13 protein-coding genes, 1 pseudogene and 1 other annotated feature are annotated in these 14744 nt (G+C 40.0%); of the genes and pseudogenes, 2 read left to right on the forward strand and 12 right to left on the reverse strand.

Annotated elements, in window-relative coordinates; translation table 11 throughout:
• Positions 1–47: 47 nt before the first annotated feature.
• The 4 genes and pseudogenes from M3610_RS22255 to M3610_RS22270 form a co-directional block, all read right to left on the reverse strand.
• Positions 48–1873: pseudogene (locus tag M3610_RS22255) on the reverse strand (APC family permease).
• 233 nt (positions 1874–2106) lie between these two features.
• On the reverse strand, positions 2107–2571 hold the full coding sequence (locus M3610_RS22260) for a DinB family protein (protein ID WP_098576648.1): 465 nt from the start codon (positions 2569–2571) through the stop codon (positions 2107–2109).
• A 48-nt stretch (positions 2572–2619) separates the two neighbouring features.
• Positions 2620–4314 (reverse strand): arginine--tRNA ligase, encoded by a 1695-nt coding sequence (gene argS / locus M3610_RS22265; protein ID WP_251462695.1) that lies wholly within the window; start codon positions 4312–4314, stop codon positions 2620–2622.
• Positions 4315–4355: 41 nt separating this feature from the next.
• Positions 4356–4541 (reverse strand): hypothetical protein, encoded by a 186-nt coding sequence (locus M3610_RS22270; RefSeq protein ID WP_251462698.1) that lies wholly within the window; start codon positions 4539–4541, stop codon positions 4356–4358.
• 18 nt (positions 4542–4559) lie between these two features.
• Positions 4560–4775: a binding site (T-box leader), on the reverse strand.
• Positions 4776–4878: 103 nt separating this feature from the next.
• Between M3610_RS22270 and M3610_RS22275 the strand changes: the two genes are divergently transcribed.
• Together M3610_RS22275 and M3610_RS22280 are read left to right on the forward strand one after the other, a co-directional pair.
• Positions 4879–5133: an alpha/beta-type small acid-soluble spore protein gene (locus M3610_RS22275; RefSeq protein ID WP_098576651.1), complete on the forward strand. Its 255-nt coding sequence runs from the start codon at positions 4879–4881 to the stop codon at positions 5131–5133.
• Between the two features lie 146 nt (positions 5134–5279).
• A complete protein-coding gene (locus tag M3610_RS22280; RefSeq protein WP_251462701.1) occupies positions 5280–5555 on the forward strand; it encodes a hypothetical protein in 276 nt (91 codons plus the stop codon).
• A gap of 500 nt (positions 5556–6055) precedes the next feature.
• Here the strand turns inward: M3610_RS22280 and M3610_RS22285 are convergent, their stop codons facing one another.
• The 8 genes from M3610_RS22285 to M3610_RS22320 form a co-directional block, all read right to left on the reverse strand.
• Positions 6056–6628 (reverse strand): TetR/AcrR family transcriptional regulator, encoded by a 573-nt coding sequence (locus tag M3610_RS22285; RefSeq protein WP_251462704.1) that lies wholly within the window; start codon positions 6626–6628, stop codon positions 6056–6058.
• A 221-nt stretch (positions 6629–6849) separates the two neighbouring features.
• Positions 6850–8754, reverse strand: coding sequence for an ABC transporter permease (locus tag M3610_RS22290; RefSeq protein WP_098576675.1), 1905 nt, complete (start codon positions 8752–8754; stop codon positions 6850–6852).
• Positions 8729–9499: an ABC transporter ATP-binding protein gene (locus M3610_RS22295; protein ID WP_098576674.1), complete on the reverse strand. Its 771-nt coding sequence runs from the start codon at positions 9497–9499 to the stop codon at positions 8729–8731. The genes M3610_RS22290 and M3610_RS22295 overlap by 26 nt, the downstream gene beginning before the upstream one ends.
• 268 nt (positions 9500–9767) lie before the next feature.
• The gene (locus M3610_RS22300; protein WP_251462707.1) at positions 9768–10739 is read right to left on the reverse strand and encodes a sensor histidine kinase; all 972 of its coding nucleotides are present in this window, start codon (positions 10737–10739) and stop codon (positions 9768–9770) included.
• Complete coding sequence (locus M3610_RS22305; RefSeq protein ID WP_098576672.1) at positions 10739–11437, reverse strand: response regulator transcription factor; 699 nt, start codon at positions 11435–11437, stop codon at positions 10739–10741. The genes M3610_RS22300 and M3610_RS22305 overlap by 1 nt, the downstream gene beginning before the upstream one ends.
• A gap of 114 nt (positions 11438–11551) precedes the next feature.
• Complete coding sequence (locus M3610_RS22310; protein ID WP_251462709.1) at positions 11552–12469, reverse strand: class I SAM-dependent methyltransferase; 918 nt, start codon at positions 12467–12469, stop codon at positions 11552–11554.
• Positions 12470–12675: 206 nt separating this feature from the next.
• Positions 12676–13161, reverse strand: a complete 486-nt coding sequence (locus M3610_RS22315; protein ID WP_251462712.1) for a CBO0543 family protein — start codon at positions 13159–13161, stop codon at positions 12676–12678.
• A 235-nt stretch (positions 13162–13396) separates the two neighbouring features.
• A complete protein-coding gene (locus M3610_RS22320) occupies positions 13397–14680 on the reverse strand; it encodes an SLC13 family permease (protein WP_285851448.1) in 1284 nt (427 codons plus the stop codon).
• Positions 14681–14744: the final 64 nt, after the last annotated feature.

A 14744-nucleotide genomic window follows, 5' to 3' on the forward strand; every position in this document is an offset into this window, starting at 1 on the left:
CAGTAAAGCGCCTGGAGCAGAAATCAAAATGCCCAAATTAAAATGTGTTATTTTTTGAAATGAAATGGGAGTGTTGACACAATAACCCTCTTTTTAAAAATAAGATAGGTACGAATCAATAAACTTGATTGGTTGTGCAAAATATTGTGCCAGTTTTTCTTTGTTATAAATTGCGGAATCAATACGGTCACCCGATATTGGTTTTCACTTGCTTTATGTTCTACCGTATCGATAAATTTCGATAGAGGAATCAGTACACTTCGGTAATGCGACTGTAGCGTAACGAGCCTTACATCCGGCTGCCATTGCTTCCATTTTTCCTCGAAACGCTTTTCGTCCTCACGATCAAAGGACACATACACCGCAAAGATTTGATCCGTTAACGATTTGGCATAATTGATTGAGTTTTCAACAACCTTAGTAATCCCGGCGACAGGGACAATAATAACATTTCCCTCAATCGGAGGCGCAGGATCACCTGGATGGATTCTTAATTGTTCCCCAACCGCTTCATAATGATGGTTAATACGTTTGAAGGCAAACACGATGATTGGTAAAAAGATAACCACAAACCATACTTGGCTAAATTTAGTCAAAAAGAAAATGATTAATACGGCTAAGGTGATGAGTGCCCCGATTAGATTGGCAGCTAGTTTTGCCACCCATCCAGCTGGTTTTTCCCGTAACCACTTTATAATCATCCCTGATTGCGACAAGGTGAACGGGATAAATACGCCAACCGCATAAAGTGGGATTAAGTGCTCTGTTTGACCTCTAGAGAAAATAATAAGTAAAATCGAAGCTACCCCTAAGGATACAATCCCGTTGGAATACCCCAGTCTATCTCCCCTAATGGTAAACATCCTTGGCATATATTTATCCTTGGCAAGCGCATAGGCTAATAACGGAAACGCGGAGTATCCAGTATTAGCGGCCAGAACTAATATAAGTGCGGTCGTACCTTGGACAAAGAAATATAGGTAATTACGTCCAAAAGTCTCTTTTGCTATTTGTGAGACGACCGTTTCGTCATGTTTTGGTGAAATTCCGTAATAATAAGCCAGGAAAGTAATACCCGTAAATAACAAGGCGAGCAATGTCCCCATTAAAATTAATGTTTTGGCCGCATTCTTTGGTGCTGGGTCTTTAAAACTTGGAATGGCATTTGAAATGGCTTCCACCCCTGTTAATGCTGAGCATCCCGATGCAAAAGCGCGAAGCAGCAAGAACAGTGTTATTCCTTGAACAGGCGTCCCAATTGCCGTATGCTGAGCAGTTGGAGAGACATCGCCTGTCATAATTTTAAAAAGACCGACACCAATTAAAATAAATAGCGCTACAACAAATAAATAGACGGGATAAGCTAAGATGGATGCTGACTCTGTTATACCACGCAGATTGAGAATGGTGATAAAGACTACCAGAATACACGCTATTCCCACCGTATGCTCATGCAGGGCTGGAAATGCTGACGTAATCGCATCTGTACCCGCCGTGACACTTACCGCTACCGTCAATATGTAATCAACTAAAAGGGATCCCCCTGCAATTAATCCCGCTTTCTCACCAATATTTTCTTTCGAAACAATATAGGCCCCGCCGCCATGGGGATAGGAATAATAATTTGTCGGTAGGAAAGGATTAACGCAGCTAATAGAAATAATACTCCAACAGCAATCGGTACTGAGTACCAGTAAGCAATGACACTAACCGTTGCTAACACAATCAGAATTTGTTCAGTCCCGTATGCCACAGATGATAGGGCATCGGAGGATAGTATCGCTAAAGCCTTTAGGATATTTAATTTTTGTTCGCCTAGTTCCGTTGATTTTAACGGCCGGCCGATTAAGAATCTCTTAAAAGAAGAGAGCACTGGATTCACCCACCACATTTGAAGTAAAATTACCGATTGATTTTAACACAACACCATTTTTATATGAAGTGTTTTATTTTTGACAGGTATACGAATTTCCACAAAATATCAATGTGTCACTACATAATCTTTTCCTAATCAGTCCGATTAATGAAGAAAATTATCCTGTAAAGGTAAAAAAAGCATGGAGCCCTTATTAGGACCCCATGCCTTCACACTAATATTTATTCAAACTAATTTACGTTCGCTTTAATAATTCGCTTCATTGCCTGCATTTGTCCTAAATGAATCCCCTCATGGAAAAGTGCAAAATTGGCTAATTCACCAAAGGTTTCTTGACCAAGGAATGGGGTTTTTAGTCTTTGGTTAAAGCTCTCCACTGGAATTTCTTTGATTCGTGCTAATTGGTCTTGCAACTGAATGATTAATTCCTGAACGGAGGGAACATCCCCTTCCCAGGCAGCCGGACTCGTTCCTGTGGCAAATAACTGCATATAGTTGGCTGGCAGCTGAGTTGTTTTTTTCGGAAAGCCAAACATAAATTGCTCAGCAACTGTGAGAACATGACCCACATGCCAATGGATCGTATTATTAAATCCATTGGGCTGAATACCGGCGGTCCCTTCTTCTAGATCCCCCACAAAGTTAACAAATCTTCCTCTTATAAGCTCAAAATGCTTAAATAATAATTTACTCATCTTTTTGCCTCCCTTTCAATTGCTTAGCCGAAGCTCAAATTGATTATCCTACATTTCATCAGGGGCTTCCAATCCTAATAACCGTAACCCTTCTTTTAAAACTTCGGTTACTGCAAAGACTAGCGCTAATCGGCCCTGCTGCTCTGCGCTGTCCTCGAGGATTTTTACTTCCGCATAATATTTATTGAACGCTTGTGCCAGGTCAATAATGTATTTTGCCACTTGGGACGGATCGAAGTTGGTACAGGCTCTTTGAACCGCAGAAGCGAATTCTATTAAGAGGCTGGTTACCTTCCATTCCTTCTCCCATGAGTTGGTGTAGGTTGCAGCCTTATACTCAGTCTTACCAGTGGCTTTTCGTAAAATGGAACATGCCCGTGCATAAGTATATTGGACATAAGGACCTGTTTCACCTTCAAAGCGAAGCATCTCTTCTAACGAAAATTCAATATCGTTCATTCGGTTATTCTTTAAGTCATGGAAAATAACCGCGCCAACTCCCACTTGTTTAGCTACCTTATCTTTGTTAGCAAGATTAGGATTTTTCTCTTCAATATTATGTCGAGCCATTGCAATCGATTCATTTAAAACTTCTTCTAATAAAACAACCTTCCCTTTTCTCGTCGACATTTTCTTTCCGTCTTTTAGCATCATACCAAAGGGAATATGGTGCATTAGTTTCGACCAATCATAACCCATCTTTGATAACACTGCGATTAACTGTTTAAAATGAAGACTTTGTTCATGGCCTACGACATATAAGGATTGAACAAATTGATACTCCTCCTGTCGATAAAGAGCCGCAGCTAAATCACGGGTCGCATACAAGGTGGCCCCATCCGACTTTTTAATAAGGCATGGCGGAAGTTGTTCTTCATTTAGTTCGACCACTTGTGCCTGCTCGGACTCAACGAGTAAATGCTTTTCCTCTAGAAGTTGAACGACGCGATCCATTTTGTCGTTATAAAAGGCCTCACCTGCATATGAATCAAATTCAACATTCATTAGCTCATATATTCTGGAAAACTCTTTTAATGACTCATCGCGGAACCATTTCCAAAGCTCTAATGCTTGCGCGTCACCGTCTTCCAGTTTCTTAAACCAACTCCGTCCTTGATCTTCAAGAGAAGGGTTGCTCTCGGCTTCTTCATGAAATTTAATATAAAGGGACAATAATTCCTTAATCGGATTGGCTTTAACCTTGTCGGCATCTCCCCATAATTGATAGGCCGTGATTAACTTCCCGAACTGCGTCCCCCAGTCACCCAGATGATTAATTTTAAGGGGTTTATAACCGCATTTCTCTACAATTAAAGCGAGTGAATTGCCGATTACAGTTGAACGCAAGTGCCCCATTGAGAAGGGTTTTGCAATATTAGGAGAGGACATGTCAATCGTGACAGCCCCGCCGTTCCCAAACGTCAGCTCACCATACTTCCCCTTTTGTGCGAGGATATCTCTTACAACTTTTTCGGATGCCGTCTTTTTGTTTAAAAAGAAATTAAGATATGCCCCAACCACAGTCACTTTTTCAAAAATGGGGGATTGAATTTTTTTACATAATTCTTCGGCAATCAGATTGGGGGATTTTCTTTTTAGCTTCGCTAACGTAAAGCAAGGAAAAGCTAAATCCCCGTGCTCCTGGTTTTTTGGCTTTTCGATCATCAGTTCCAAGTCTTTCAGTGTCATCTCTTGGCCAAGCAAATCATGTAAGATCGATGCCAGCTCTTGTTTAAAATTCATTCGATTCAACCTCCTATTTTTTTATAAAGGGCTGTGTTAAACTAGTCTGTTGATTTCCGTTCCAGGCACTTCGCTTTCCGCGGGCGTGACGGGGAGCCTCCTCGTCGCTTTGCTCCTGCGGGGTCTCCCCTGCCCCGTATTCCCGCAGGAGTCTTCGTGCCTTCCACTCTAACCAACAGGTTGCCATAATCAACATTAATCTTTAACACAGCCTTATAAAAATACAAAAAACTCCCGTCTCTATTAAAAGAGACGAGAGTTAAACTTCCCGCGGTACCACTCTAATTGTTCACATAATGAACCAGCTTTCTTTTTTAACGGAGGATCCTCCGGCATACCCTACTTTACCTTCAGGCATGCATCTCAAAAGTGCGCTTCATTATCTATCCTGTTTCAGGCTCACACCACCCCTGAATCGCTGGACCATCATAGATAACTACTCTCTTTTTCATTGATTTTTTCCGAATTTATTATCAGTTATTATACTGGATTAATATGGGTTTTTCCAGTGATTATTGATTATTTTTTACATTCGGGAAATCCTAACGTAAAGGAGGGATTTTAATGGCGAGAAGAAGAAATAAAATCCTTGTTCCAGAGGCGCGAACAGGCTTAGATGCGTTAAAGGCCAAAGTCGCAAATACCGGTAACCCGGAGGATGCGAAATTCGAAGCAGCACAAGAGGTGGGGGTTCCATTGAAAAAAGGTTATAACGGCCAACTCACCTCAGAGCAGGCAGGGAAAGTAGGAGGCCGGCTGGGCGGCAGCATGGTTCGCGAATTGGTAAAGATGGCACAAGAAAACCTAGCAAAGAAATAATGCCCGGGGCCAAATTTACTTGGCCCCGTTTCCAATCAGAGTGTCTAATACAGAAGTCAATACACAAAATTAAAAAAATAATATTTTCAAAAAAAGTTTGACAATTATGTGACAATTGATAGAATATTCTTACAGGGGAGTTGATAATGATGCAGGAAAAACACTTAAAGAGTATATTTACATTTAAGAAAACAGCTATCTTCGGAAGCAGTTTAGGAATCATTCTCATTTTGTTCGGTCAATTTGTAAACGGTTACAATACTGCGTATTTTTTAACCGCACTTGGATTTGGAATCCTCGCTGGTTCCGTAGTCAATTACCTTTTCGGAACTTTTTTAAGTTTAATGGAGGAATTCACTGGCAACCGTAAGAATGCACCAAAAATAGCCACTGCTTCAAAGAATCTTTATCTTATAAAATAAAAAACGGATCCACATAGGTACGCGTCGATTTGAAAAGAAGACATGTACATACTAAAGGGTTCCGACGCAAGGTGCTTTTCTTAAAGTATATTGGTATATAAAAAGGTAAAACTCGCCATTGTGCGAGTTTCTTTATTAGGAACTCATTCAACTTTAAATACGATATCTTTTCCTTAATCGAATAACCAGCAAAAGTAAAATAAGCGGAGATTTTCCGCTTAAATGTAGAATGGGGCCCGTTTCGGGGTAAATAAGGGGAGATTTTCCGCTTATGCAAAGCAAAATCTCCCAATTTCACGTTTTTCGAGTAAATAGGCGGAATCTCTCCGTCTATTTCAGCGTTTTTTAATAATAATTTCGAAATAAGCGGAATTTTTCCGTCTATTTATCAGCTCGGTTGCTTAACCTTGAACTCCCCTAACCGATAAGTGCGGACCCTCTAATCCTAGATGCAGGAATAAGCAGCTTTTTACCGAAAACGGAAACCTTTATGTACTTGTTTACGTGGACAGACCTTTTACTAAAAACACCTTCATAATTTCCGCAATTTGTTCAGAGCTTAACGGCTGATGATTCTTCTCCCAGTCTGAAACTAAGGCAATATACATTTTTAACATCAGAAAGCTAGTGATTTCAGTATTGGCTGCCGGGATGGCCCCTTTCGTGATGGCCGCATCGATTTTCAGCTTTAAGTAAGCAATAATTTCATCCTCCACATGCTGCAGCATTTCTGAAACCGCTAAAGTCCCCATTTCCGTTTCCTCTTGCACCATCTTGATCATCAATTGGTGCTGGGAGCGAAATTCTAATAAACGATAAAGCGCCCGATGCACATTTTCAGTAAAGGGTAAATCTGGTTGGATAACAGATTCTGCTTCCGCAATCATTTCCTTTACCAAAGTGGAAATAATCTCTTCGAATAATTCTTCTTTATTTTTAAAAAAGGTGTAAATCGTCCCTTTCCCTACATTGGCCAACTTTGCGACTTGATCCATTGTTGTTGCTTTATAGCCAAACAAGGAGAAGGATTTCGTTGCTGCTTCTACAATCAGCTTTCTTCGATCGGTTGCCATGTCAACCTCCACTGACCATTTTAGTTTTTCGGTCATTTTCTTCAAATATACCATAAGTTACATTCATCTGCAATTACTCCAATAACAAGCAGACAGGCTCCTAAATCAGGAACCTGTGGATCGATTAAATAAAGAAAATTTCCGTTATTCATTATAGAATAAATAGATCGAATTATATTTAACAAAACCCATCTAATTTATAGAATCAGATGGGCTTTGTTCTAAATTAATGATTTTTTCAGGTTTCGTAAATATCGGTAGCGAATCAAAAAGAAATAAATGAATTGTGCCAGTAAGAAACCAGCTAGAACGATAATCATGTCTTTTGCTATCGATAATTTATAAAAGCTTTGTAATGCCATAAAGGCGAACCCACTATGAACAAAGGCTACTACAATTGGCACGAAAAAAAGCAAGGCCAGCTGCTGAGTAACAATTTTATTTAGTTCACGATCGGTTAATCCTACCTTTGTAATGGTCAGATATTGGCGCCTGTCGTAATCCAAATCTGCATAAAGCCTGAAATATAGAAAGCTTCCTGCCGCGATAAAGAATACTGCACCAATTAATAAAGCAACGAATAACATCATCTTATACATACCCATTTGTAGTTCGTATAAAGTTCCGCTGACCGTGATCGAGTAAGGAACATGTTCTAACGACATCGAGGTACCGTTCCTGACTAGATTTTCTGCCATCCCTGTTGTTTTTTTGAGTTCCTTTGTGTAAAAGCCCGTAAAGGTTTCGGTATTCACGGGTGTAAGCCTGTCAAACAACCCATCACTAACTACGATCCCCTGACCATGAAGCAACTGGTTGGGAAAAACGATGTGTTTAGTGGGCTGGTCATGAGTAAGTCTTATCTGATCCTGTTTTAAGGTATAGGTTACTTCTTCCAAGTTACTAAAAATCGATGTACGCATTTCTAGCGTTTCATTTCCGACAAGCCGCTTTTCATCAAATTCGTAGCCAGCTGCTGCTGCAATTTTTTTATAATCCGAGAAAGAAACGACCGGGATTTTTTCTCGTGCATATTTATCTGTTGAAGAAGCAACAGCTACGTTTTTAATCAGGATCTGATTCGTTGTGTAATTGATATTCTTTTCCTTTAATTCCGCTTCAATTTGCTGTAAATTTTGCTGGTGAACTGGTTGATCATCTTTTGCAAGATAACTAATTTCAGCGGGAAACTCTACGTCGAGTTGTTTAATCATTACATTCATCGAGGCAAGCGTCCCTACCGCACAAAATGCCACCGTTGAAACAATCGTTACCATGAAAAACATCCGTGCATTATCCTTCAAACGATAGGCCAGACTGGAGAACGTCACTAAATTCGTTTTTTTCCAAAACAAGAAACGATTTTTTTGAAGTAGTTTTGTAACCCATACCGATAGCTGAGTATAGAAAAAGTAGGTGCCAACAATTGTCATTCCAATTACAGGCAGAACTCTGAAAATTAATGTCAGCATGGTTGCTGTTGCGGCTAAATAATAACTGACGATGAGCAAAATTGCTGAGAAAATTGATAAGAAGACCGATACTTTGGGTTCTTTTTTCGGCTTTTCCCCTGCCTGAAATAAATCAATTAATTTATTTACTCTGACAAGAATGGTTGTAAATAATGATATACAAAGGAAAAGGATTAAAAAGGCGCCGACAGTGAGCAAGAGTGCTTTTTCAGAAAAATAAAATGACAAGGGGGGAATTCCAATCATTTTGGAGCCAATCATAAGAAAGAGTTTCCCCGTAATCATTCCAGCCCCAATTCCTATAATAATCGCTCCAACCCCAATTATCATATTCTCTAAAAACACCATAAGATTTAACTGACCCTTTGTCATGCCATGCATCATTAAAATTCCAAATTCACGTTTCCGTGATTTTAGAAACGTGCTGACAGAGTATAGGACAAACAGGAAGGAAAACACGTACATAATTACTTCAGCAGCCGTCATTAATTCAACAGCAAGCGCCGAAGTTACACCCTTTTTAATATCTGGATGAAAGATATATAGGGCGTAAATAAAAAAGATCATGACCGAAAAAGCACTGCTTAAGAAGTAGGCTGCGTAGGTCCGTTTATTACGGACCACATTTCTATAAACGAACTGTGGAAAGGTCACGGCTGTCCCCTCCTAACAACGCAAGCATATCAATAATCTTTTGGAAGAATGCCTGGCGGTTATCACCGCGGTAGATTTCGTTATATAGTTGTCCATCCTTAATAAAAATGACACGGTGACAATAGCTTGCGGCGACAGCATCGTGTGTGACCATTAATGTGGTAGCGCCATCTTCCTTGTTGATTGCAGTCAGTGTCTCCATGACATCCTTTGCTGATTTTGAATCCAGGTTCCCTGTTGGTTCATCCGCCAAAATAAGCGCTGGCTGATGAATGATGGCACGGGCGATGGCCGTCCGCTGCATTTGACCGCCTGAAATTTCATAGGTGCGTTTTTTCAGGATTGGGTCAATCCCTAATTTCTTTGCTACCTGATTGAGTTTTTGGTCCATTTCCTTCACACTTTCACCATCAAGTGTGAGCGGTAGAACGATATTTTCCTCTACAGTTAACGTATCTAGTAAATTAAAATGCTGAAAAACAAACCCTAGCTCATGGCGTCTAAATAGCGCAGTTTCCTTTCGATTGAGCACATGGGGGTTTTTCCCATTAATAAAAATGTCCCCCGCAGTTGGCCGGTCGATTGTGGCAATAAGGTTCAAGAGTGTGGTTTTTCCACTGCCAGACGGCCCCATGATTCCAACAAATTCACCCTTTTCAACCGTAAAATTTATATTTTCAATGGCTTTATGCGCCACTTTCCCCTCATAAATCTTTTCTAAATGTCTCACATCTAAAATCGACATCCAATTTCACTCCCTGTTTTATTCGTACCCTCATTTTACCTAGATATCAGCACCCGCTTCCATGTCGTAAACTTACAACTATCTTACACAATTGTAAGGTTGAGAAAATTATGCAGTAAGTAGATAACCATCCATCCGAGCGTCCGCCCCAAAAGGACAAAACAGGAAAGTGTCCACAGACGGTGCCTGACACCATAATTGACACCATAAATGACATCATAAATTGATTCCATAAATTGATTCCATTAATGGCATCAAAAAAACACCATTAGAAAATAATGCGCACGTTGGTTCCTTGGTTTATGGTGGATTCGATTTCGATACGATGTCCGAGTTTTTCGCAGATTTGCTTGGTGAGATGGAGGCCCATTCCGGTGGATTCTTGAAAGTTGCGGCCATTTTCACCTGTAAAGTAGGGATCAAAGACACGGGGTAAGTCGCTTTGGGGAATCCCGACTCCTTCATCACGGATTTCTAAAACGGTATTTATTCCACGCTTATAGCCATGAAAGTATATTTTACGATTCTCCTCAACGGTATAGCGCAGGGCATTGGTCATCAACTGGGTAATGGCAAAGGACAACCATTTTTCATCTGATGCCACTTGAAGACCCCCATCGATTTCTATCACTGGGAACACTCGCTTCCGAATAAATAAGCGTTTCTGGCTGGATGTCACAGAACGGGCAACGGTTTGCAAATTTAGGGTCTCCACATAAAAGTCGCGTTCAAAAGTATCTAAGCGTGCTGTGTATAAAACCATATCCAATCCCTTTTTAAGACGATCCAACTCATCCCTAATTGCGCTGGAACGGGAATCATCCTCATCCTGGACAATTAAATGAATAACAGACAAAGGGGTCTTCATTTGATGCACCCATTGATTGATAAACTGAATATGCCCCTCCAGTTTGTATTTATAATTATGAAGGTCTGTTTTATAGTGACGGAATTGGCTTTTCAAAAGCTGTTGTAAGCCCTCCGCCAGTGGGCTTTGCTGTACATTGCTTGTAAAATCGTCCATGGAGGTCAGCTGTTTTTCCATCCGCTGGTAGAACGAGCGATTCGTGATGTATCGAAAAAAGAGATAACCAATTAGAAGGCATGTACTTAGGAATGCCGCATAAAGACTTATCGATAAATGACGATAGTCGTCAAGCCAATAAATGCCCGTTATCACGACTAATTGAAGAAAATAAAAGAGAATCAATGCCAGCTGTTCCCGAAAAAAAAGCCTCATCACATATGCCTCCAATTCGGAACGAGCCGATACCCTTGACCGCGGATCGTTTGAAGGGCATCATCAATAGACAATGCAGCTAATTTTTTCCGAACACGTGTTACGTACACATTCAAAGTATTATCATCCACAAAAGCTTGATCGTCCCAAATTTTCTCTAAAAGCCTGTCACGGCTGACGACACGTTCTACTTTTTTCATTAGTTCATCTAAAATTTTTGCTTCCGTATGGCTCAGGTCAATTTCCTGTTCATTTAAAGTTAGCCGCAGCCGTTCCACATCCAAGATTAATCCTTCCACTGAGGTCGTCCGCTCATTATTCGCACTAGCATAAGTTCCATAAGCTCTTCGCAGGTGACTATTTATTTTCGCCGTAACAATTTCATAATCAAAAGGTTTCGTGATATAATCATCCGCTCCATTTTCTAGTGCCATCACTTGGTCCATCTTTCCTTCTCGAGCAGAAATAAAGAGAATTGGACAAGTTGAAACACTGCGAATTTGCCGGCACCAATAGTAACCATCATATTTCGGCAAATTCACATCCAATAAAACGAGGTGTGGTTCAAATTTCTCAAATTCCCCACGGACCGCATCAAACTTTTCAACGGACTTTGTATCATACCCGAATTTATGTAAATGCTCTTTCAGCAAGTTCACCAATTGTTTGTCATCTTCAATGATAAAAATTTTAAACATGATAATACTCCTTCCCTATACTCCTCCTTGATTGTATCAAATGGCCGCAAAAAAATGGAAATAATAGCAAAAAACACCGCTAGGGAGCTCAGAGCGGTGCTTGGCAATTCATAACTATTTACTCACAACTAGATGAGCAAAATGAAAATGCTCAAAGGCATGTAATCCATCTTCTCTTCCCTTAAAATACATCTCCTCAATATTAGCTGGAGAGAGATTTTCATAGAGTAACATCTGGCAGTCCTGGAGCTCCAAGTCCAGTTCAAACGGATCGTAGCCAGTAATCATCGGTTCACCCGTTTGGGCGGTAATTTGTCTCATTTGGGTTAGTTTCTTAGAGGCTAGTCTTTCATTAAAAGCAGTATCATCGAGGTAGTCAAAGATAAATGAACTCCCGTTTGCGGACATTTCCGCCACAGAAGATAGTAATTGGCAGAACTCCTTTTTAGCTAGGTACATGACCACGCCCAGCAGGCTAAAATAAGTATATTGTTGTTCATCAAAGCCGCTTTTCTTCAGTTCTGCACGAAGAGAATCACTTTTAAAATCTACGGGGACGAATCTAACATTTTTGGGAATATCCATACCGATTTCCTGGAGACGATTGATCTTAAAAGCTTGGGTTGCAGGATGGTCAACCTCATAAATAATAAAATCCTCTGGAAGCTTTTCTTGCCTTAAAGCAAAGGTATCGAAACCCGCACCGAGAATGACATACTGTTTAACCCCACGTTCGATTGCAGACCTAAGTCCATCTTCTGCATATCTCGCCCGGCTGACTAATTGGGGAATGGTCTGGTTGTTCATCACCCACATTAGCTTTCCATCAAAGGTTTCCAATGTTTCGCTTTTTTCTTGATCAAAGAAGGCAATTGCGTTAGCCCAGTTGGCGGCGATCAACTGTTTTTCTTCTTCATTTAAGAGTGAATGAGCAATAAAGTCATTAAAAATCGGATCTATGCTGGTAGATGCATGATAACCCCTGGCAAAGCAACTAACTACTGCGGTCAAGCTTTCCTTCCTAGTTTGCAAACAGGTTCCCCCTTCATAATCCCTTATTAATGCAGAAAAACTCCTAGCAGAGCTCTGCTAGGAGTTTATTTTATGATAGAAACACACCTATTGTCAATAAATTAATATTATATCATAAATCGATTGATTTGTCAACTAAAATTTAACCTGAATAATAAAAAATATCCGGTCCGCAACTTTTCATTCGACCACCGTGATTACCCCTATTATTCAATTACCTTTTGATTTCCCTTTAATTTATCCAATATTTTCAGTAATCCAACAAAACCTCTAATTGTAAATAATGTAAAATTCACACTGCCAAAAGTATGGAAGACTGTCCATTTTCTCCATTTAAATAGCTTTGTATTCCTTTCCATATACCATTGACCAATACTCATAGGAACACTAAAAATCAAACTTTTCAATAGTATTTTCCAAAATTTATCTTTGTAAGAAATCTTGACCCAGATCACACTTAAAATCGGGAAAAATAGTATGTCATAAATAATGTTCGTTTTAAAAATCTTCGGAAATGGACGAACTGGATATGCAACTCTTTTTGTTCCAACTACATACGCATCAATAAGAGTAGCTAATACTCCTTTTGAGAAAAAAATAACGAGAGTTTCTCTCATTTTTGATCCTTTAAATAAAAATGGCAAGGAAATAAAGCATAAAGATGTAAGTAAATTTAAGAGTTTTTTCTCCATATTAAGCATCCTTCCAAAGAAATTATGATTGACTATATTAAAATATCCTATTTTGATTAATATTATCCTTTGAAAAAATTTAAATAATTACCCGTAAGTCATTATGACTTATTGGGCAGCATTTTTTTATCTTAATTTTGTCTGTAATATCATAAAAAAAAGACTCAATCCCGTTAAGTTCTCTGGATTGAGTCTCGGATTTAAAATTATTAATGCTGTTCCTTCTATCACTTCATCAGTTTACAGGGAATATAAGCATTGCACCTGCACACAGTACAATAATACGGATTAGGTACATAGGTACGGAGAACAACCAGAACTGCGGAAGTTTATATTTACCCATGCCTAAAATCATCGCGGGCATACCATCGATTGGCATGTATCCGCCGTTCCATCCAGATACGACAACGGCAACTGCGGCAGCAACAGGATTAAGTCCCAAACTTAGGCTGGTTGCAATAGCGATTGGCGCAAAGATGAAGACAGAACCCATATTTGAACCAGTAAATGTAGCACAGGTACTGGTAAGAAGTGCGAAAATTAAGATAAGAATGAATGGACTGATATTAGTACCTAATGAATCTGCCACAACCTTTCCGATCATAGCTGTAAATCCAGAGTTAGCCAGAGCGTCCGCAACGCCGATCACACCAGCCATCATTAGGATTACAGGTGCACCCATATTGTCGCGGGCTTCCTTGAAGTCAAGTACATTCATAAATAGTAAGATTGCTCCTGCAAGACCAGGGATTACAAATGAAGCATTACCTAATTGGTTCATTAGCATCATACCAATAACACTAAGGACAAATAGAACGATGGTAGTGTATTCTTTCCATGCAGGCAAAGCCGCAAACTCAGCCGTAGCAGCTACCTCATCCATGACGGAATCTTCGGAAATTGGATGATCTGGCAGAAGACGATAAGCAATCAAACTCCATGCCAAGAAACCAAGAGCCAGGATGAAATTCACTACAGCGAATTTCGTCATAGAAAGCCCGCCATGATAACCTGCCGTTTCCAGTACGCTGACAGTAACACCATAGAAAAGTGCTACATTGAAAGGAATCAAAGGGTGGTTTGTCGCAAACCCCAAAGGCATCATCAGTTTAGACGTAGGCATTTTTTTATTGTAAGGGATCGTAGATATTAAGGATAAAATGAGTACATAGTAACCAGTGGCACCGGCACCTGGTAAACTGGCACCAAGCATAACGACCACAAGCAATAGAGCATAGCTCTTATAACCGCCCTTATTTACCAAAGCAAGCATAGAGGCCTGAACCTTACCAATCAGGCTAGTCTTCATTAATGCCGCCATCACAACCATAAAGCCGGCAATCATGATAACACTTGGGTTCACGAAGCCTGCGAAGGCCTCTTGGACAGTAGACAAACCGGTGACTACAAGCAGAAGACAGGCCAGGATTGGTGGTGCACCGAAGGCCATCTTGTCTGACATAATCAATCCAATCATCAGGATCAAGATACCAAGGGCAAGAATCATGTGCAATGTCATATCTTATTTCTCCTCTCTTAATAACCAAGTAAACTGACAGTTTGTTAAATTGGTTTTATCCCCA

It is taken from the genome of Neobacillus sp. MER 74 (assembly GCF_023714155.1).

What these genes read in the sequence shown, in the direction of transcription:
- M3610_RS22280 (WP_251462701.1), top strand. Translation starts at nt 5,280, where the DNA reads ATGATGCAGGAAAAACACTTAAAGAGTATATTTACATTTAAGAAAACA.
- M3610_RS22285 (WP_251462704.1), bottom strand. Translation starts at nt 6,628, where the DNA reads ATGGCAACCGATCGAAGAAAGCTGATTGTAGAAGCAGCAACGAAATCC.
- M3610_RS22305 (WP_098576672.1), bottom strand. Translation starts at nt 11,437, where the DNA reads ATGTTTAAAATTTTTATCATTGAAGATGACAAACAATTGGTGAACTTG.
- M3610_RS22315 (WP_251462712.1), bottom strand. Translation starts at nt 13,161, where the DNA reads ATGGAGAAAAAACTCTTAAATTTACTTACATCTTTATGCTTTATTTCC.
- argS (WP_251462695.1), bottom strand. Translation starts at nt 4,314, where the DNA reads ATGAATTTTAAACAAGAGCTGGCATCGATCTTACATGATTTGCTTGGC.
- M3610_RS22320 (WP_285851448.1), bottom strand. Translation starts at nt 14,680, where the DNA reads ATGACATTGCACATGATTCTTGCCCTTGGTATCTTGATCCTGATGATT.
- M3610_RS22275 (WP_098576651.1), top strand. Translation starts at nt 4,879, where the DNA reads ATGGCGAGAAGAAGAAATAAAATCCTTGTTCCAGAGGCGCGAACAGGC.
- M3610_RS22260 (WP_098576648.1), bottom strand. Translation starts at nt 2,571, where the DNA reads ATGAGTAAATTATTATTTAAGCATTTTGAGCTTATAAGAGGAAGATTT.
- M3610_RS22295 (WP_098576674.1), bottom strand. Translation starts at nt 9,499, where the DNA reads ATGTCGATTTTAGATGTGAGACATTTAGAAAAGATTTATGAGGGGAAA.
- M3610_RS22300 (WP_251462707.1), bottom strand. Translation starts at nt 10,739, where the DNA reads ATGAGGCTTTTTTTTCGGGAACAGCTGGCATTGATTCTCTTTTATTTT.